16 protein-coding genes are annotated in these 19,969 nt (G+C 36.1%); 9 read left to right on the top strand and 7 right to left on the bottom strand.

Features of this window, described 5'->3' with window-relative positions; translation table 11 throughout:
• The first annotated feature begins 11 nt into the window (after positions 1 to 11).
• From HHL20_RS13745 to HHL20_RS13730, 4 genes are all read left to right on the top strand, one after another.
• Complete coding sequence (locus tag HHL20_RS13745; protein WP_169231743.1) at positions 12 to 6,821, top strand: RHS repeat-associated core domain-containing protein; 6,810 nt, start codon at positions 12 to 14, stop codon at positions 6,819 to 6,821.
• Entirely contained in the window at positions 6,805 to 7,578 is a 774-nt protein-coding gene (locus tag HHL20_RS13740) for a hypothetical protein (RefSeq protein ID WP_169231742.1), read from the top strand. The genes HHL20_RS13745 and HHL20_RS13740 overlap by 17 nt, the downstream gene beginning before the upstream one ends.
• Before the next feature lie 43 nt (positions 7,579 to 7,621).
• Positions 7,622 to 8,293 carry a hypothetical protein gene (locus HHL20_RS13735; RefSeq protein ID WP_169231741.1) on the top strand — a complete coding sequence of 224 codons (672 nt, stop codon included), beginning with the start codon at positions 7,622 to 7,624 and terminating at the stop codon, positions 8,291 to 8,293.
• Between the two features lie 415 nt (positions 8,294 to 8,708).
• The gene (locus HHL20_RS13730) at positions 8,709 to 9,026 is read left to right on the top strand and encodes a hypothetical protein (RefSeq protein ID WP_169231740.1); all 318 of its coding nucleotides are present in this window, start codon (positions 8,709 to 8,711) and stop codon (positions 9,024 to 9,026) included.
• 151 nt (positions 9,027 to 9,177) lie between these two features.
• Here HHL20_RS13730 and HHL20_RS13725 read toward each other — a convergent pair whose 3' ends face one another.
• From HHL20_RS13725 to HHL20_RS13705, 5 genes are all read right to left on the bottom strand, one after another.
• Entirely contained in the window at positions 9,178 to 10,713 is a 1,536-nt protein-coding gene (locus HHL20_RS13725) for a YifB family Mg chelatase-like AAA ATPase (protein WP_169231739.1), read from the bottom strand.
• Positions 10,714 to 10,841: 128 nt separating this feature from the next.
• Positions 10,842 to 11,813 (bottom strand): T9SS type A sorting domain-containing protein, encoded by a 972-nt coding sequence (locus HHL20_RS13720; protein WP_169231738.1) that lies wholly within the window; start codon positions 11,811 to 11,813, stop codon positions 10,842 to 10,844.
• 27 nt (positions 11,814 to 11,840) lie between these two features.
• A complete protein-coding gene (locus HHL20_RS13715) occupies positions 11,841 to 13,199 on the bottom strand; it encodes an outer membrane beta-barrel protein (RefSeq protein ID WP_169231737.1) in 1,359 nt (452 codons plus the stop codon).
• On the bottom strand, positions 13,192 to 13,758 hold the full coding sequence (locus HHL20_RS13710) for an RNA polymerase sigma factor (protein ID WP_169231736.1): 567 nt from the start codon (positions 13,756 to 13,758) through the stop codon (positions 13,192 to 13,194). The genes HHL20_RS13715 and HHL20_RS13710 overlap by 8 nt, the downstream gene beginning before the upstream one ends.
• Before the next feature lie 98 nt (positions 13,759 to 13,856).
• Positions 13,857 to 14,432 carry a DUF4840 domain-containing protein gene (locus tag HHL20_RS13705; RefSeq protein WP_169231735.1) on the bottom strand — a complete coding sequence of 192 codons (576 nt, stop codon included), beginning with the start codon at positions 14,430 to 14,432 and terminating at the stop codon, positions 13,857 to 13,859.
• Between the two features lie 228 nt (positions 14,433 to 14,660).
• On the opposite strand from HHL20_RS13705, the gene HHL20_RS13700 reads away from it, so the two are divergent.
• The 5 genes from HHL20_RS13700 to HHL20_RS13680 all read left to right on the top strand — a co-directional run bounded on the left by HHL20_RS13700 (position 14,661) and on the right by HHL20_RS13680 (position 17,927).
• The gene (locus HHL20_RS13700; RefSeq protein ID WP_169231734.1) at positions 14,661 to 15,008 is read left to right on the top strand and encodes a tRNA-binding protein; all 348 of its coding nucleotides are present in this window, start codon (positions 14,661 to 14,663) and stop codon (positions 15,006 to 15,008) included.
• 11 nt (positions 15,009 to 15,019) lie between these two features.
• Positions 15,020 to 15,724 (top strand): 3'-5' exonuclease, encoded by a 705-nt coding sequence (locus HHL20_RS13695; protein WP_169231733.1) that lies wholly within the window; start codon positions 15,020 to 15,022, stop codon positions 15,722 to 15,724.
• A 3-nt stretch (positions 15,725 to 15,727) separates the two neighbouring features.
• Positions 15,728 to 16,054 (top strand): SUF system Fe-S cluster assembly protein, encoded by a 327-nt coding sequence (locus HHL20_RS13690; RefSeq protein ID WP_029296148.1) that lies wholly within the window; start codon positions 15,728 to 15,730, stop codon positions 16,052 to 16,054.
• A gap of 170 nt (positions 16,055 to 16,224) precedes the next feature.
• Positions 16,225 to 16,614: a hypothetical protein gene (locus tag HHL20_RS13685; RefSeq protein ID WP_169231732.1), complete on the top strand. Its 390-nt coding sequence runs from the start codon at positions 16,225 to 16,227 to the stop codon at positions 16,612 to 16,614.
• A gap of 11 nt (positions 16,615 to 16,625) precedes the next feature.
• Positions 16,626 to 17,927 (top strand): C2 family cysteine protease, encoded by a 1,302-nt coding sequence (locus HHL20_RS13680; protein ID WP_169231731.1) that lies wholly within the window; start codon positions 16,626 to 16,628, stop codon positions 17,925 to 17,927.
• A 57-nt stretch (positions 17,928 to 17,984) separates the two neighbouring features.
• On the opposite strand, the gene HHL20_RS13675 is transcribed toward HHL20_RS13680, so the two are convergent.
• Together HHL20_RS13675 and HHL20_RS13670 are read right to left on the bottom strand one after the other, a co-directional pair.
• Positions 17,985 to 18,821, bottom strand: a complete 837-nt coding sequence (locus HHL20_RS13675; protein WP_169231730.1) for a sulfurtransferase — start codon at positions 18,819 to 18,821, stop codon at positions 17,985 to 17,987.
• Positions 18,822 to 18,970: 149 nt separating this feature from the next.
• Positions 18,971 to 19,819 carry a hydroxymethylglutaryl-CoA lyase gene (locus HHL20_RS13670; RefSeq protein ID WP_169231729.1) on the bottom strand — a complete coding sequence of 283 codons (849 nt, stop codon included), beginning with the start codon at positions 19,817 to 19,819 and terminating at the stop codon, positions 18,971 to 18,973.
• Positions 19,820 to 19,969 lie beyond the last annotated feature (150 nt).

Raw genomic sequence — 19,969 nt, 5'->3', positions numbered from 1 at the left:
GTATATTTTTTTTGCTTTTCATACAATACACTGAGGCTCAGGTAGCTACTCTACCATTACAATATGATACTTCAGGATACAAAGAAAATCAACAGATAATCTTAAAAGGACCTTCCACACCTGGAACGCCAGATTATAGACTTATTCCTGCTGTAAATGCAGAAATGCACGTCAATGAATCTGGTGCTCTGACTTACACTATTCCTATTGAAGGGTTAAAAGGAGTAAATAATTTTCAGCCTAATATTGCCTTAGCTTATAACAGCCAGAGTGGTAACGGAACAGCCGGATGGGGTTGGAATATTGTTGGAATATCCATGATTTGCCAAGGAGGAAAAAGCAAAGAAACAGACGGCATTACCATAGGGTCGCAGTTTGATAATAATGATCCTTATTATCTGGATGGTCAGAGACTTTTAAAAAATAGTGACACTGATTATGTTTTGCAGACATTTTCTAAAATCAAAATTACAAAAACTACAGGGATATATAGTTTTTTGGTTCAGTATACAGACGGCAAACTTGCATGGTACAAAGAACTGACACCGGGACAACATTATATTGCTCGTATGGCGGATGCTTTTAATAATGAGGTACATTACACATATACAATTGCCAACAATACTCCTTTGCTAAGCAAAGTTTCTTACGGAGGAACTGATGTAGCATCAGATAAGTTCTATATCAATATAAATTATTTTGATAGAAAATATGCTGTGAAAATCTACAGAAACGAAAAGGAATACATCAACAACAAAGTTGTTTCTGAAATTAGAACCGGATCCACCTATTCTGGCGATTACAGAAAATATAACCTAACCTTTGATTTTATAGAAGGTAATAGTATTGAAAGGCTTAGGACAGTAACAGTATATAATGAATCAGGAGAAAGTTTAAAACCTCTTAATTTCAATTATAACACGCCTTCTGTCAGCCCAACAGCAGAAATTAAAAAACAATATTTTTCTAAGGTTCCGACTAATACTTATAAATTAGGAGATACAACAGTTGGTAATTTTTACAACAATAATGAAAACGATATTTTTTATGTATCAGCTACAGTTACTAATTTCAGTAGCCCGCCAAATGGAGGCTTTGGATCAACTCCTAGCGCGTCTCAACCGGGAAGTATTGGCAATCCTATTTATTATCTGAATAGTCCATACGGGACGATTGCTCCTAATAGCTATGTTAATTTTCATTCCAGATTATTTGGAGGAAAAACTCTTATTAATGATAATAAGGTGACAACGAACGATCAGCTTATTATTGTTAATCCTCTTTCTAAAACTTCCGATTCGCAATCCGGGGTTATCGAAATAAGAGATTTTAAAACCGGAAAAGTAAAGTTATTATCCGGAGGACCTGCTGTTCCGTGGGTTACAAGTGGTTTTTCAGGAGGAACTCAGTATACTACTCCTCCGCGTACCAGTCAGAAATACTTTATTCCCGGAGATTTTAACAATGATGGTTTATTTGATCTCATCTATATTGCAGGGGATACACCTTCTACACAAAAACTTTATCTATATGAGATAGGAAAAGAGACTTCCAATACCATAACCCGTAAAGAATTTACCTGTACCTCTTTATTGTTATCAGAAGATAATTTCAGACTTTTAGAAATGGATGGTGATGGAATCCCTGAAATTATGGTTACTTCCGGGAATCAATACGGGCTCTATAAAATCAATACCAAAGATATGACCATAAAGCCTTTTGGAAACGTTTTAGGGCAAACAGGTAATAGTAATATTCTTAACGATTTAGAATACGACAGTAATAATAAACTTATTACACCTCTTTTCTTAGGAGATTTTAATGGAGATGGTCTTACTGATTTTATGACACCAAAAACAGTGTTTAAAAATGCAACTCCGTTTTCAAGATTGAGAGCTGATATTGAAAATTCACAATTAATATGGTGGTTGTATACATCGGATGGTAAAAAATTTATTCCGAAACAAATAAATCTAACTCAGCAAAAGATTTTTTACATAAAACCTTCACAGGATCAGTCAGTCCCTTCGCAATCTGCATGGGATTTGTTTCTATGGGGACAAGATCCGGTTCAGGCAAAGGAATATGCTACAGGTAATATTTTAGTAACCGATATCAATAATGACGGCAAATCAGATCTTGTGGCTGTTTCAAAGTTTGGAAAGATTCTGTTCAATACTTCTAATCCATTGATTAGTGACTTTACCTATGAGAGTGTTCCTGATACTTATCGAGAGCTGGTATATGATAAGAGATGTTTCAATAGCACTGGACAGTCTTTTTCTGCTATATCACAGCAATCATGTACTTCAGAATTCCCAATTTTTATTACGCCGACATATCAATCAAATATTGCACCTACTCCTGGAGTATATGAAACCTCGTTTCCTAACTTTAATAAAATTAATTTTTTCCTTAATACCGTCGATACAACAGGAAATATTGTATTTAATAAACTTAATCAGGTAATTGATCTGCAGAATGAAAAAATTACTCCTTATTCTGTATTTCTTTCATCTCAGGATGTCAATTTTCTAAATACCTATAAGATATCCATTAGCAATAGTGACGTAACAACAGGAACAAACTTTAAAATTACTTTCAACAATGATAATTTTTTAGAAAAACAAATTCAGGAAGTAAACAACGGATCTACGGTAGTACAGAAAATTGAGTATCGTCCGATGATGAAACTTGATACTAAAGAAGAATTGTGTTATCAATATAAAGACAATAACAATTCTGGGATTCAGTATCCTTTATACATTCATCAGACTAATGGTACGTTATATCTGGTCAATAAAATTCATACGCTTTTCAATGGAAATATTCTTACAAAAGAGTACAGATATGAAAATGCTATACAGCATTTGGATGGAAAAGGATTTTTAGGGTTTCAGAAAACGTATGCTTCAGATGCTTATGAATCTTCCTTCACAAACGGTAAATACCGCAATAAAAAACCTACCAAAACTCTTTTATGGAAAATACAGATTAGAGATCCGCTTTTAGACAACTCTCTTATAAAATCGGCCTATGGAGGAATAAATAGCTTTTTGAGTGAAACAAGCATTAGCAATAAAAAATATCAAATAGGAAATCAATCTTTAATTCTATCTACTGATGAATTTACTAGAGATTATTTACGAAAAATCATTATTTCCAAAAAGTATATTTATGATGAAGCAGATGATTTAAAACTGAAAAAAGCATATACAGATTATAACGGAGAATCAACCAACGAAGTTGCATTTACATATCAACCTGAGTTTTTTAATGGACAGCATTACTTCTATGGAAAAATTAATGTACAGCAAAATACTTTTTTTAAAGATGGACTGTCTTTCATTACCAAAGAAGTAAATTCTTATTACGCAGATAATGGATCAATACAGGAAACTAAAAAATACAGTCAGAATTCTGAATCGGTTAATACAGGCTTTGTCTATGATTCTTATGGAAATATTACATCGCAAACATTATCTACGGCAGGAATTGCGCCTCAAACAACAACTTATGGATATGATATTACCAACCGTTATCTTACTTCAACCACTACTCCGGATGGACTTACTTCCAGTGCCTTGGTCAATGCTTTGGGAAGAACCTCAGAGGAAACTGCTGCATTAGGAAATTTAAAGACGTATTATACTTATGATTCCTGGGGTAATATTACCTCCATTACCGATTATCTCGGAAAGACAACAACCATTACAAAATCCGTTTCGGCGGTCTCCGGAGGAATTTACCAACTCTCCAAAAAACGTGAAGCAGGTACAGAAACAATAGTTGTTTTTGATGAATTGGATCGTGAAATTTTATCCAAAACACAGAGCATTAACGGTAAATGGGTGGTAAGCAGTACTGAGTATGATATTTTTGGAAGAAAAATAAAACAGTCTCAACCCTTCTTTGAAGGAGAAACTCCAAAATGGAATATCGTAGAATACGATATGTATAACAGGCCTGTAAAAAATATTTCTTATACTGGAAAAATAATAACAACCTGTTATGACGGATTAAAGGTAACTGCAGATGATGGTTACCAAAAAACATCCAAAACACTTGATGCTACAGGCAATACCGTCAGATACCAGGATCATGGTGGAGTTATCAATTACAGTTATTATCCTAACGGAAGTCTGAAGGAGACCAATTATGAGGGGAGTAAAACAACATTCGAAATAGACGACTGGGGGAATAAAAAGAAAATGGTGGATCCTTCCGCCGGAACCTTTACCTATCAGTATGATAACTTGGGAAGGCTCACAAGGGAGGACAATCCGAAAGGATATACCCTGTTTGAATATGATAACTTAGGAAGACCTGTTTTTGAGAAAACGTATGGAAATACTCCTGCCGAGAATACCTCTGTTGAAAAATATTACCAGTATAATGCAACAACAAAACTTCCGGAGAAAATTTACGGAACCAGTAACGGTAAAAACTTTACCTACACAACGGCGTATGATCAGTATTTCCGTATAAAAGGTAAAAAGGAGGAAACTCCGGATTTCATTTATGTCAGCAATACGACATTTGATCCTTTTGGCAGAGCCGATGAAGTAAGTACTTCTACTACGCTTCAGAATCCTAATTACACGACTTCTTCCAAAGTTAAAAATATATATGATGCCAATGGAATCCTCATTCAGCAGAACGATGTTCTGGCTAATGCCACAATTTGGCATATCTCTGCTGCCGATGCCTTAGGAAGAACAACCCAAATGGAATATGGTAACGGATATGCATTAAATACCTATTACAATTTACAGGATGATGGCCTGTTCAAAATTTCTCATTCTAACGGAAGCAATACCGTTCTGGACATTGACTATATTTACAATGTTAACAAAGGCGTTCTTAATTCCCGGAAAAATAACACTTTCGGAAAAACAGAAAATTTTGAATATGATACCCTGAACAGGCTTCTGAAGGAAACAGTAAACGGAACAGTTACCAATCAATATACCTATGACAAAAGAGGTAGAATGACGGGTAACACAGAACTGGGACAGTATAACTACAATGGTAATGATTATAAACTTCAGAATATCGCATTCAATGCAAGCGGGCAGAACATCAATACACAGAGAGGATTTGCAGAAATAACTTATAATGCTTTCAAAGCTCCATTAAGAATAAACCTTCCTAATAAAGATGATCTTAAGTTTGAATACAATCTGCTTCAGAGCAGATACAGAATGTATTCCGAAACAACAGGAAAACAAAAATTCTATTCTTCTGATTTTGCAGTAGAAATTACCAAAGAAACTAACGGAAAGACACAGATCGTTACCTATATTACTGGGGACCCATACAATGCCAATTATATAGAAAAAGTGGTCCTAAACAATGGAACAGTAACAGAAAAAGCCAATTATTTCTTGCACAGGGATCATCTAAGCAGTATATTGGCTATTACCAAAGCAACCGATGGAGCCGTAGTAGAAAAGCGATTCTTTGATGCATGGGGCAACCTGAAAGGGCTTGTAAATAGTGCCGGGCAACTGATTACGGACAGTCAGCAGCTGTTAAATGCCAATATGTTTATTGACAGAGGATACACTGGACATGAACATCTGATGAGTGTGGGACTCATCAATATGAATGCTCGGTTATATGATCCCGTAATGAGAAGGTTTCTGAGTCCTGATAGTATCATACAGGATCCTTTCAATACACAGAATTATAACCGCTATGGTTATGTTACCAATAATCCTTTGTTATATACAGATCCAAGCGGAAATACCATTGTAGTCGCTCTTGTAGTAGCAGTAGCCGTATCGGTAACCACACATGCCATTATGAATAGCATACAAGGAATTCCTGTATGGTATGGGATGGGTAAAGCCATAACAACCGGAGCTATAAGTGGACTTGTAAGTTTTGGAATAGGAAGTGCTGCAACTTCCATATTTGGAGAAGCTCTCACCATTGGAAAAGCTGCTTTTGAAGCAGGAATGCACGCCATAACAGGAGGACTTTTCTCTGAGATGGATGGTGGTAAATTTTCGTCCGGATTTTACGCTGGTGCGATCTCGTCTCTTGCTGCTAGTGGTACACAATATATAGGAGAAAGTGGTAAACAATTTTCTGACATCGGGCTTTCTGATTATGGTATCGTGGCCGAAACCAGTTTTGGAAGTAGAAATCCAATATTACTTAAAGCTCTGATGATAACATCAGGCGGATTGACCGGAGGGATTTCTTCTACTATTTCAGGCGGTAACTTTTGGTCCGGCCTTAGACAGGGATTAATTACTGCTGGATTGAACCATGTGGCGCATTTAGCATTTATCGGCGGAAAATCAATGAGACAATCAATTGAAGATGCTGGCTTAGATCCTGATAGGGATGCAAGCGTAGATGATGCACCAATGCTTATGGAAAAAGTATCTTTATTAAAAAATTTAGGTGCTGGTAAAGTAGAATTTAAAGGATATGAAACAACCGGAGAATATGGCTTTCATGTAGGAAATAAGGTGTACATAAATACAAATAAACTATATAATAAAACATTGCTAGATTATGCTACAACAATATATCATGAAATAAGACATAATGTATTTGTGGTTAGTGGAATTTATGGTAAGATGAAAGACACTAAAATCGAAGGAAGAAGGCTTTTTGATATACTAACTGGGAAGCACGGATTTGATGAATATCAAGCAGCAATGTCAACATCATTAATAGCTGAAGGAAAGCACTTACAAAACGAATTACTATTAATTCAGCAACATACAGCCTATATTACAAGTCAAGGATTTTCTATATCAGCACTAGAAAAAATATATTTTGGTTATGGAGGTAAATATTAAACAAATTATAAAAATTTATTTCATTTGTTTTTATTCGTGTTTATTTTCTCAGAAAATTCAATTTAGTATTGAAAATAAAACACTTGAATATACAGAAAATGATGTAAACATTCAATATATTATAAAAAATAACAATAAATTTCCTGTTTTTTTTGTATTGAACAGTAATGATTTTGCCATTTATAATAATCATTACGATTACTATATAGATAACCGGAAAGTAACCTTTGAAAATAATAAAGATGAAAAGATCTTCGATCCTAGAATTATTCTTGTTGACAGAATCAATAAAAAGGATACTATAGACATTATCCCTACTAAAAATGTATTGCCTGATATAAAGTATTTAGAAGATTGTAATCAAAAAGAAAAGAAAATTGTAGAAGAAGAAAAAAAAGAGATTTATAACTTTCAAAAAAAATATTTCCCTAATCAAGATTTAATATGGAATAAAAGAGCAAAATATGTAAATGAAAATTTACATATTTTATTACCCATGGAGGAGTTAAAAGTAAATACCAAAGTAAATCTTTCAAGTATGATTAAAAATCCTGAAAATTGTGATTTATATAATATGGGATTTAATTTAGAAAAAAAGCAATATTTATTCTCTATAAAAATGCATAATGATATTAATTTTATTTTGAAATATCTGACCAAAGAAAATAAAGAAAATATAAAAAAAATTAATGCTAAAAGTTTAAAGGAAGACTTCTATTCTAATACTATAATTCTCAACATCAAAGAAATTAGATAATATAAATATAGAAGTCAATTATTACAAAGTTTTGGGAGATAATATGAAAAAACTATTATTTTATTTATTCTTAGCATATACTTTTTCTAACTTACTTAGCTGTTCTAAAAAAGGTGTTAAAATTAGATTTTGTAATGATCTGTATCTAACTAATGATAAAGCTTGTTTTATAATTGAAAACAAGACAAATAAAAAATACATTTTCTATCCTCCTTCTTCTATCGAAGATAATGATTGGTCATATTATTTAGGAACTAAATTTATAATAACTGATGAAAAAGGTATTGAACCAAAAGTAAGTAATCTTTACTTAGATAATTCAATTCCTGATGAAAAAGAAATGGATAAATTTTTATTAAATGAAAAAAAAGACTCTTTATTGTGGAAAGATTTTTTAAATAGAGGAATTAAGGTAAATTATAACTGGGTAAAAAGTTATAAATCTATGCGGAAAAATAAATTTATTCTGTTACCTAATCAAGAAAATAAACTGCTTAAGAAAATAACTTTCTTTAAAAGTCAATTAGAGAAATCGGGAACTTATTATACTTTTGATAAAAATAAAAAGTACTTTATTCATATTGAAATGGAATTCGATAGTACTAAAATTAAGGAATATTTAACTCCTATGGATTTAGACTCTCTAAGGAAAAATAATATTAGTATATTCCATGGTAGTTTAAAGACGGAGGAGATCCCATTAATTATAGAATAGAAATAAAATTTTTGGGCTGCATCATTTTATAAATTTTAAATTAGGAATCTTACAAGGAAATAGTAATATTGAACAAGAGTTAAATGAGTTATCCGCATATCATACTGCCGAAAAGTGGACAGGAACTATGGAAAGACAAGGTTTAATTCATTTAAATAATGTTATGTCTCACTTTTTAAATATTGCAAATCATTAATTTAATATAAATGAGAAAAGTTATTTTATTACCATTTTGTCTCTTTTTTATTTTTTGTTCTAATCAGATTAAATTAAATAAAAGTAAAGACGTAGATATTATTTTCCCCAAAAACACTTTTCTTCACAAGACACTGAGGTCATAAAAGAAACGATAATAAATAATACTAAAGATACGTATATTATTGATCCTTATGCATTTTATGGAGAATCCTACACTTTGGAAAATGGCAATCTATTACAGCCTTATGTGTATATTAAAAGAGGATACTCTACGAGGAATGATAAACTATGTTGTGATATATTAATTATTTTAAAGCCATTTCAGACATTAGAATACCCAATAGATTTGAATGCAAATAAAAATGGAATTTATAAATATTCTCAACTTAATAAATATGAAGAAATTATTAAGTCTGACCATAATAGAAATAATGTATTAAATTCAGGTTGTGGCGACTACGTAAAAGAATTAGAATCCTTGGGTTACAAGATATTAGAAGAAAGTATAGTAGCAAAAATATCTATAAAACCCTAATTTTAAAATTAGGTTAATTCACTGATGAATTCTTTAAACCTTCTTTTTTGGTATTCACAATATCATATTTCAATCAAAAAAATGAAAATAATTAATTTTTTCATGTAAACTGAAATTAAATGAATAGAAATAAAGCAAGAACGAAACATAATCACCCATTCCAAAACTCCCGATCCAGACTCCTGTATTGTATCGCCTCCGAAATATGATACGAAAGAATATTTTCTGAGCCTTCCAGATCGGCAATCGTTCGGGCAACTTTCAGGATGCGGTCGTAGGCTCTTGCCGAAAGATTCAGCTTTTCCATAGCGGTTTTAATGAGGCTGAAGGAAGTTTCATCCAGATTACAGTATTGTTCAATTTCTTTGGGACCTATTTGAGCGTTGTAGCTTATTTTCAAATCTTTATAGCGTTCTCTCTGGATTTCACGGGCTACCAGCACACGCTTTCTGATATCTTCACTTTTTTCGCCTTTTCTTCGCTCCGCCAGTTGTTCAAATTCCACTTTCTGCACCTCAATATGAATGTCAATCCTGTCCAGAAGCGGCCCGGAAAGCTTATTCATATACCGCTGCATTTCGTATACAGTGGAAGTATTATTGGGGTCATCAGGGAAAAATCCGCTGGGACTGGGATTCATGGAGGCGACCAGCATAAAGCTTGCGGGATAATTCACCGTAAACCTGGCTCTTGAGATTGTTACTTCCCTATCTTCGAGAGGCTGCCGCATTACTTCGAGCACAGTTCTTTTAAATTCCGGCATTTCATCCAGAAACAAGACCCCGTTGTGTGCCAGCGAGATCTCTCCGGGTTGCGGATAACCTCCACCCCCGACAAGCGCCACATCAGAAATTGTGTGATGCGGTGCACGGAACGGACGAACCGTCATCAGCGAAGTTTCCGTGCCCATTTTTCCCGCCACAGAATGGATCTTTGTGGTTTCCAAAGCTTCCTTAAGGCTTAACGGAGGCAAAATACTGGGAACTCTTTTCGCAAGCATCGTTTTTCCACTTCCGGGAGGTCCGATCAAAATAATATTATGTCCCCCTGCTGCTGCAACTTCCATTGCCCGTTTGGCAGTCTCCTGCCCTTTCACTTCTGAAAAATCAAACGGAAAATCATTAACTTTTTCCTGAAATTCTTTTCTTGTATCGATTTCAATTTTCTCAAGCGGCTTTCCTTCATTAAAGAAATCAATCACCTCTTTTATATTTTCAGCGGCAAAAACATCAAGATTGTTCACAATCGCAGCTTCACGGGTATTCTGCTTTGGAAGAATAATTCCTTTAAATCCTTCTTCTCTCGCCTGTATGGCAATCGGCAATACACCCTTCACCGGCTGTAAGGTCCCGTCGAGAGAAAGCTCTCCCATAATGATATAATCCTGGATATTTTCGGCAAGAATCTGATCGGAGGCCGCGAGAATTCCGATGGCAATACTCAGATCGTACGCAGCGCCTTCTTTGCGGAGATCGGCGGGAGCCATATTGATGGTGATTTTTTTTCCTGGAATTTTATACCCGACATTTTTCAGTGCAGCGGAGATCCTGTAACTGCTTTCTTTGATGGCATTATCGGGAAGACCTACGAGGTGATACCCTACTCCTCCGGTGTCTACATTAACTTCAATGGTGATGGTTTGCGCCGAAACGCCGTGTATTGCACTTCCATAAATTTTGATCAGCATCGTCTGTGTTTTGATGCAAAAATAAAATATTTTTTCTAATATTTTTCAGCGGAATTTTAATCACAAAAGAAAAGCCCGGAATTAACTCCGGGCCTTTCAATCAATTAAATCCAAAATATCTCAAATACTTATTTCTTAATAAATTTATTTTTGTACACCTTTCCATCCACAGATTTAGAAACAATAAAATACGTTCCCGGAACAATTGCACTTACATCAATAGCCTCAGAGAATTGGTGGTCTTTCTTTTGCAGGATCAGCTTTCCGGACATATCAATGATGGAAACTTCAGGATATTTTTTATCAGATTCTTTTCCGATATAAATGACCTGTGAAGCAGGGTTCGGATAAACGCTGAGGTTATTTTCTTTAGGTTTGGTTTCTCCCGTCCCGAGATTGGAGCAAAAGCTGAAGTTTCCGAAATTTAAGGTGATAAAAGCAAAATCGCTCAGCATCTCGCACTGATCCGGACAATATTGCGTACAGGCATAAAACCCGAAAGTCCCGGAATTGGTTGCGGTATACGAATCTCCTGTTTCTCCTGCAATGATACAAGGATCTGAAGGTAAAGGAGGATTGCTTCCCGGAATACATTTAAACCATGTATGCGTTCCGTATACCTGCGGAAAGCCGTCATTGAGCTGTACCGAAGCGCCGTCACAAACATTATAGACTCCGGGTGCGGTCTCTTCAAAAGTTCCCGGCTGGAAGTCTGCCATCATAAAAGGAAGACCGTAGGCGTAGCCGTCTGCCAGAACCGGAGCACTTTGTGCTGTACAGTCATTCTGTGTTACTTCAACTTTGAAATAGTACAGCATATCATCGGTTCCATTGATCGTTAACGTCTGGGATGTGGCACCGGAAATTGCTACCCACGGATTGTTATTTGGCGTTTGCCAGTCCCACTGCTGTTTGTACCATTGATACGTTCCGTACGTTTGGGTCGTAGAAAGTGTTTCTGTCTCCGTATTACAAAAGAGAATTCTTTCTGCAAACATGGCGCCCAGTCTCGGACTGGTAATTTCTGGGGTACATTGCTGTGCGTTCAGCTGTAAAAAGCTTAATAATAAAATACTTAAAAAAATTAGTTTTGTTTTCATATACAATTATTTTGTGATTCGATTTCTTTAATCCAATAGTATTCTGACCCCGAACTTTAGATTAAAATTCAGCGGCTTTTCTTTGTAAATGGTTTTGAGCGAACTGTTGTCATTAAAATGATAGCCAATACCCGGTTCTGCATAAATTCCGATATGTTTTATCACCCTGAACTGAACACCCACAGCCGAATTTACCGAAACCTGAACCGGTTTCTCGCCGATCTCTTCTTTAGTTTCCTGCTTTACCGTGCCATCTACAATGTATTTTGTCCTGATATTGCCGGAAACTGCTTTTTCAACAGTTCCACCTCCGGTAACATATCCTGTAAAAGCTCCTTTCTGAATAACATTATAGTTTACCTGAACCGGAATTCCCACGTAATGAATATTCTGTTCACTGCTGATAAAATCGGAAGGACTGCCGGAGGTAAGTTCTGCAGAAAGCCTGGTATAATTAACTCCTGTCCCCAGGCTCCATTTTTTGCCTAAATTTTTATAAACAGAAGCACCAATAGTAACAGGGGTTTTATGTCTTATGGTGGCATCAACCTTTTTATCCTGATTGGCGAGAAGAATCTGCATCAGCGGATCTTCTCCGGATCCCAGACTCCACATTTCAGGAAGGCTGGGCGTTGAACCATTGAGCGAGGCATAACCGGGAAACTGATCAGTGGTATTTGAAGAGGCATTACCCGTTCCCAAACCAAGCATCCATTTGCTTTTCGTTTTGGCAAACGCCAGAGCTTTCATTTTTTCCGCTTCTTCTTTCTTTTTTCTCTCCTCTTTTGTCGTCAAGGCATATGTTTCCGTTTCTTCAAAAGCCGGTTTTGCCGGTATACTTTCTACATCTTCTTTTTGAGCTGATTTGTTTTCAGTAAAAACTTCATTTTGTGAAGAAATTTCTAATCTCTCACCCTGATTAATTTCTGGTAAAAAATGTATCTTGATCAAAGACTTTTTAAGATATTCAGGTGTCGAACTCTTCTTCTTTTCTTCTTTTTGGTTAACGCTAAAAAATTGCTTTCCAAAGTCTTCTTCGGAATAATCTCCTGCTGGATTAGATATAGGTTTTCCATGAAGATTATCTTTTAGAGTGTATTGTTTTTTAATTTCAGGCTGATGTTTATTTCCGTTAAAATAAAATAGCCCGCCCAGAATCAAGAATACAGCAATAGCCGCGGCAACACCGCAAATACGGTACAGTAACGGCAGATTAAATACAACAGTCTTCTGCGCTTTCAGATCATTCGGGACGGGACCGGGAATGCTTTTGGTCTCGTCCTCCACAAATAATTCTTCACTGATATTTCTCCACAATCCATCAGGAACATCTTCTGTGTGATCTTCCATTTTCCTGCGCAGCTCATTTAACCATTCATTACTCATATTGCGCTGTTTTAGACATTTTATATTCTTTTATTTTCCGGGCAAGCATTGATTTGGCCCTGTGCAACTGCGATGCTGAGGAATTTTCGGCAATCCCCAGTATCTCTGCGATTTCCTTATGACTTTTTTCTTCAAAAACAAAAAGGTTGAACACGGTCCTGTACCCATCAGGAAGCGTCCGGATCATTTCCATAATTTCCTGCTGTGAAATTTCATCCAGATCAGGATCATCTTCTGTTTCTGTATCCGGGATATCAGCTTCATTGGTTATGATTTTAAAATCGGCATTTTGTTTAATGTGCTTTAAAGATTCATTAACAGTAATTCTGGTGATCCATGCCCTCAGCGAACCATTTCCTCGGTATTCAAAAGATTCTATAGAGCGAAACATCCGGATAAAGCTGTTCTGCAAAACATCATTTACCTGATTCCTGTCAATGATATATCTTGAACAGACATAGGCAAGACTACCTGAATAAGCTTCAAAGAGCTCCTTCCAGGCCGTTTCTTCTTTCTGTAGAAGACGGTTTATCAAAATCTGTTCGCTATTTTCCTTCATTAACTTTACAGCATCGTCCCGGGACTGTCATTCATTTAACATAATACAAAGATAGGCTGCCTCAAATTGAAGCCGGCCTATCTGCCAATAACCATTATTTAATTTTTAATACTGATCGGGATTTCATATTTTATGGTTTGGTAAGGAGCTATATCTACCCCTCCAACGTTTATTTTTTCTGCTTCCCATCCAAATCTCAGGGATGTATCATATCCGACATAAAAGCCTTTTTGCTTGGCCGTCATTGTTATGGCAACATTTTTTGATACTCCGTCAATTGGAATTTGAAAAGCTATTATCTGAGGTTCTAAAGCAAGTTCTATCACGTTCTGATCTACATTCAGTTTGGTCTTAAACTTTATTTTATATTCAACTTTCCCTAAATGGGCTAAAACCGTATCGGCTTTCACTGGATCTGCCACGATTGTTTTCACAATTTCTCTTACCGGAAAATCCTTAAAAGTGATCAGGCTGTCTTTTGCATTAAAGTCAATGATTTTTTCATTCACATTTATTCCTATGGAAGTTACCAGCCGTGCTCTGTAACTCCCGTTGACATCGCTGATTTTTACGGGAACAGGTACATACTGATCATCCATACAGGATATTAATGACATTCCGGATACGGCAATTGCGGCAAGCATCAGGAAACGAAGTACTTTTTTTATCTTCATTATCTTAAAATTTTAGCATTACACATTATTATTGAGTACTCATTAGATAAATCCCGTTTTTAGGTAAATCTTGCACAGGATGGCTGAAAAAAATATTAAAAACTCATAATGGACTGAGCTTTAAGTATGAAATTTTATATCACAACATCATGTAAGTTTCATTATTTTAATACTTTTGTTATAAGATGCATAAAAGAAGACTGAAACAGAATAATAAATCAATACATCATGACCATTAAACCTGAAATCTCATGGGCAGATTTTGAAAAAATTGATATCAGATGCGGAACCATTATTTCAGCCAATGATTTCGAAAAGGCCAGAAACCCTTCTTACCAACTGGAAATAGATTTTGGAGATTTAGGGATTAAAAAGTCATCGGCACAGATTACGTCATTATACAGTAAAGAAGAATTGATTGGCGTGCAGGTTCTTGCCGTCGTTAATTTCCCTAAAAAGCAGATTGCCAACTTTTTCAGCGAATGCCTTGTGCTGGGCGTTTATGGTGAGGATAAAAAAGATGTTACTTTACTTACGCCTTCATTACCTGTGAAAAACGGAATGCAGGTAGGATAAAATAAAAACAAATGATACAACACATTCCTTTAGAAAGAATTTTATTTATTGATATTGAAACAGTTCCGGGATCCGGATCGTGGGAAGACCTATCGGAATCCGAACAGATGCTTTGGGATAAAAAAACGAAGTACCAGAGAAAAGATGAAATCTCTGCACAGGATTTTTATTCGGAAAAGGCAGGAATTATGGCCGAATTCGGAAAAATTATCTGTATTACGATCGGGATGCTCGAAAAAAATGACACTTTAAAAATCAAAAGCTTTGCAGGGCATGACGAAAAAAAGATTTTGCTGGAATTTGGCGAAATATTTAACAGTCCGCGGCTTCGTGAAGTAATACTCTGTGCCCATAACGGTAAAGAGTTTGATTTCCCGTGGATTGCCAGAAGGTTTCTGATTAATGGCATAATGCCTCCCGTACCGTTTCAGATGTTTGGGAAAAAACCTTGGGAAATTCCTCATATCGATACGATGGAACTTTGGAAATTCGGGGATTACAAAAGTTTCGTTTCGCTGGAATTACTGGCGCATCTTTTCGGAATTCCCACGCCGAAAGACGATATCGACGGCTCAATGGTTTCATCAATCTACTACATAGAGAAAGACTTGCAAAGAATAATAGACTATTGTGAAAAAGATGTCTTAACTTTGGCAAACATTTTCCGGCGGATGCGTCAGGAAGATTTGTTGAAAAGGTATATCAATTTAGATTAAAAAATGAAATTTACAGACGATCAGATTGCTGACATTGGTGAAGAGATCATCAACGTCTTAAAAACCGTATATGACCCTGAAATTCCGGTAGATATCTATGAACTTGGGCTGGTTTACGATGTTCAGATTTCCGATGATGCAGATGTTAAGATCATCATGACCCTCACTACTCCCAACTGTCCGGTTGCGGAAACATTGCCTCAGGAAGTAAAGGACAAAGTAGCAGAAGTAGAAAACGTAAAAAGCGTTGATCTGGAGCTTACCTTCGAACCAAGCTGGAATAAAGATATGATGAGTGAGGAAGCCAAATTTGAGCTGGGAATGCTTTAATCAGGTATAAGCCTAGGGTTACAATGTATTAACTTTACATTATCTAAAATAATAGCTGTTTCAAAATGAAACAGCTTTTTTTATTTCCGTTTATTCCCCATATATATTTCGTAAAAACACTGACAAACAGATAATTACACTATCATACCTTTGGTTCAGAAATCAACAGTATGAAAACCAATACAATCATAGTATCATTTACCAACGGAAGTGTCCCGCCACAGTATGCTTACCGATATCAGATTATTTTCTCCGAAGAGGACGGAAATGCCGAGCTTAAACTTTTCAAAGGATATGATACGGATGAAAAAATGATTGTATCTGAACGAAAGAAATTCAATGTCGAAATTTTTCTCAAACTTCTTTCTTTACTAAACACAAAAGAGATTCCTCTAAAAAACCAGGTCATGGTTGGAGGAAGCGAAAGAAGTATTGAAGTTAATTCAAAGAAAATGATCATCAACCCTGATGATGATTTCGGTATTTCCATATTCAACCGATTTTTAGAACTGTACAGCACTGATTTTTTAAACCAAATTAATAATAACCTTAATCTTTAAAACCAATTATCATGGACCAAGCACCTAAAGAAATGTTTGTAGGAGTAATTAACCCTTACGCATTAACCGAAGCCATTACCGGAAGAAAATTCGACTGGAAAGATGCAAAATCTTACCAAATCCTTGAAGAAACTCTGGAAACCAATTATGCAGAACTTTTCGACATCAAATTTAATTCACCTCTGTATGCCGGACTGGAACTGATGAAAGACAACACAGTACGCGCTCTGAAAACTGACGAAGTTAAAATAAGAGCAACCGATAAGCTGGAATCTGTAAACCTTTCAAACATCAGAACACTTAATGATCTTTCCACCACAGGAGTAAAAGACCTTAATGCCATTTCCGTCAAAAATGCCAGACTGGACAAAGGTGATGTAAAAATGGTACTGAATATTCCAAAACTGAACAATACGATTACTAACAAACTCATCACTCCATCCATTAAAAACATCATTTTCGGACAGGGAAACGCGAACGGATGGACCCCTGCAGGAACTTCGTGGAGCGACAGAGGAAATTTCTTCAATGATGTTACCGAATACAATGACCCGATTCAGGGAGCGGTAGCCAACTGTTATTTTATTGCTGCAATTTCGGCCATTGCCTGGGCAACACCTTATACTATTGAACATAAAGTACGGGCAACAGGAACCGGAGAAACAGACCGCACCAATGCGATTCAGTTCTTTACAAAAGGCGGAGGAAAAGATGCGGCCACAAGACTCGTGGAAGTTACGGATAATACGATTGTTAATTCTTCTAACAACCCCGTTTACTGCAGAAGTAATGACGCCGGAGAGATTTGGCCTGCTGTTTATGAAAAAGCATTTGCAAAATGGATTACGAATGTGAATGATGATAAGCCGGATATTTCCCAAACCGCTTATGGAGATCCTGCAAAAGCCGTTGCACAGCTCACCAACAAAACGCCTTATTATTATTATACCTCATCAAGAACCGGGCTTGATCTTTTCGGGATAGTAAGAGAAAATTCGATGAGTTATAAAACCATCAATCCGATGGTTGCCTGGACGTACGGATCAGGAAAAGACTACAGCGGATCCAATATTGTAGGAAACCACGCCTATACTGTTTTGGGATGGTCTACTTTCAACGGTAAAAACTATATCATCCTGAGAAATCCGTGGGGAGTTACGGAGCCGAACGGCTTGAATTCTTATCAGGGGTTGATCAGCTTTTTTGACGGAAGTTTCTGGAGACCGATTAATATGATTGGAAATGATGGTGTTTTTGCACTGGAAGTCAATGCATTCCAATATTATTTTGCCGCTCTTGCAGTTACAAAATAACTGATAACCAATAATTAACCAACCTTAAGCTTTCACAGATATTATCTGTGAAAGTTTTTATATATCCTTGGCAATTTCCTTACCTTCCCTCCTGCTCCATTCACTCCACGAACCTACGTACAAAGACGGAATTTCAAAACCGGCATATTCCAACGCTAAAATCGTATGACAGGCAGTCACTCCGGAACCACAGTGAATGATAAGATTCTCTGCTTTACCTTCCAGTAATTTTGAATATTTATCTTTTAATATTTCAGGAGAAAGGAAGTTTCCGTTTTCATCGAGATTTTCAGAAAAAGGAATATTGATGGCTCCCGGAATATGGCCTGCAACCAAATCAATCGGTTCAGATTCTCCTCTGTAACGATATGCATCACGAACATCTATCACTATTGATCCATTACTTCTTAGTTCATTTTCAACATCTTCTATGGTTGATAATGCAAGCAGCCATTTATCTTTTTTGATAATTTCAGCTTTTTCAAACGCTTCTTCACCGGAAGAAAACTCAACATTTTGTTTTTCAGCATTCTGAAAGCCTCCATCCAGAACCTGCACCTTTTCCAATCCGAAAGCTTTCAGCATCCACCAAGCTCTTGCGGCAGCATTAGCACCATTTTTATCATCGTAAATAATGATATGGGATTTTTCTGAAATTCCAAGTTCTGAAAGTGTTTCCGCAAATTTTTCAATAGCAGGAAGAGGATGCCTCCCTCCAAATGCAGCGTCTTCACCAATTTCAGCCAGATCCTTATCCAAATCAATAAATTTTGCTCCTTTAATATGTCTGTTGAGATAACTCTTGTAAATATCTTTCCCGACTCTCACATCAAGAATGACAAGGTTTTCTGCCGGAAGGGTTTTAAATTCAGATGGAGAAATGATTGGTGACATTTTATTGATTTGTTTTAAATTAAATTTAGGCTAAAGCCATTATTTTGCATACTAAAGCGGGCTAAAGCCCGCTCCTATTGATTTTTAATTTTATTGGTGAATCCTTCAAGCTCAGGATGATATTGCTAATACTATCCGGATTTGTTATTTTAAAAATGAAAAATATCTTTCGCTTTATTATAAGAACTTTCAAAGTTCAGCAGGTTCAGTTTATGTTCAGCTTTTTCCACGCTCATAAAGTTGATTACCTGTTCAGTAGGCATGTTTCCCACAAGGTCATCTTTTGCCATCGGACAGCCGCCGATTCCTTTAATGGCACTGTCGAACCTTCTGCAACCCTGATCGTATGCTGCCTTTAATTTAGAGTAAGAATCTTCATATCGGTTATGAAAATGTGCTCCGAAATTAATTTCGGGATATTTTGCAGGAATTTTCCCGAATAAAAGAGAAATGGTTTCCGGTGTTGCAACTCCCGTAGTATCAGAGAGTAAAATATCTTTAACTCCTATTTCCGAAAAACGCTGTGCCCAAAAATCTACATCTTCCCACTTCCACATTTCGCCGTAAGGATTTCCAAAAGCCATTGAAAAATAGACATTCAGCTGCCGGTTTTCACTTTTTACCAGTTCCAGCATTCTGATAATTTCGTCAAAAGCTTCTTCCTGGTTTTTATTGGTATTCCTGTGCTGAAAAGTCTCAGAAATAGAAAACGGAAACCCGATAATATCTACCGATTGGTGTTTAAGGGCTTTTTCTGCGCCGCGGTAATTCCCGATAATGGCAGAAACTTTCGTATTGGATCGGGATTTATCAATATTCTCGGCAACCTCAGCAGAGTCGGCCATCTGCGGAATTGCTTTCGGAGATACAAAGCTCAGGCAATCCAGCACCTCAAAGCCAACATCCATCAGGGAGTTGATATAGTCTATTTTTTTATCTGTGGGGATGAATTCTCCCCAACCCTGCATTGCATCACGCGGACATTCAGTAAGGAACATTTTTGACTTTTAGATTTTCTCAAATATAATAAAACTAAACTATTTAGTTTTATCTTCCACAAATCTACCATTATTTTGATTCTCAAATATTTATATCTCATTTATAATTTCGATGGTGTATATCAGCTTACAAATAAATCATTCTGAGGT

Source organism: Chryseobacterium cheonjiense (assembly GCF_012927265.1).
Taxonomy (GTDB): Bacteria; Bacteroidota; Bacteroidia; order Flavobacteriales; family Weeksellaceae; genus Chryseobacterium; species Chryseobacterium cheonjiense.
This window is presented reverse-complemented; position numbering and strand designations above follow the sequence as displayed.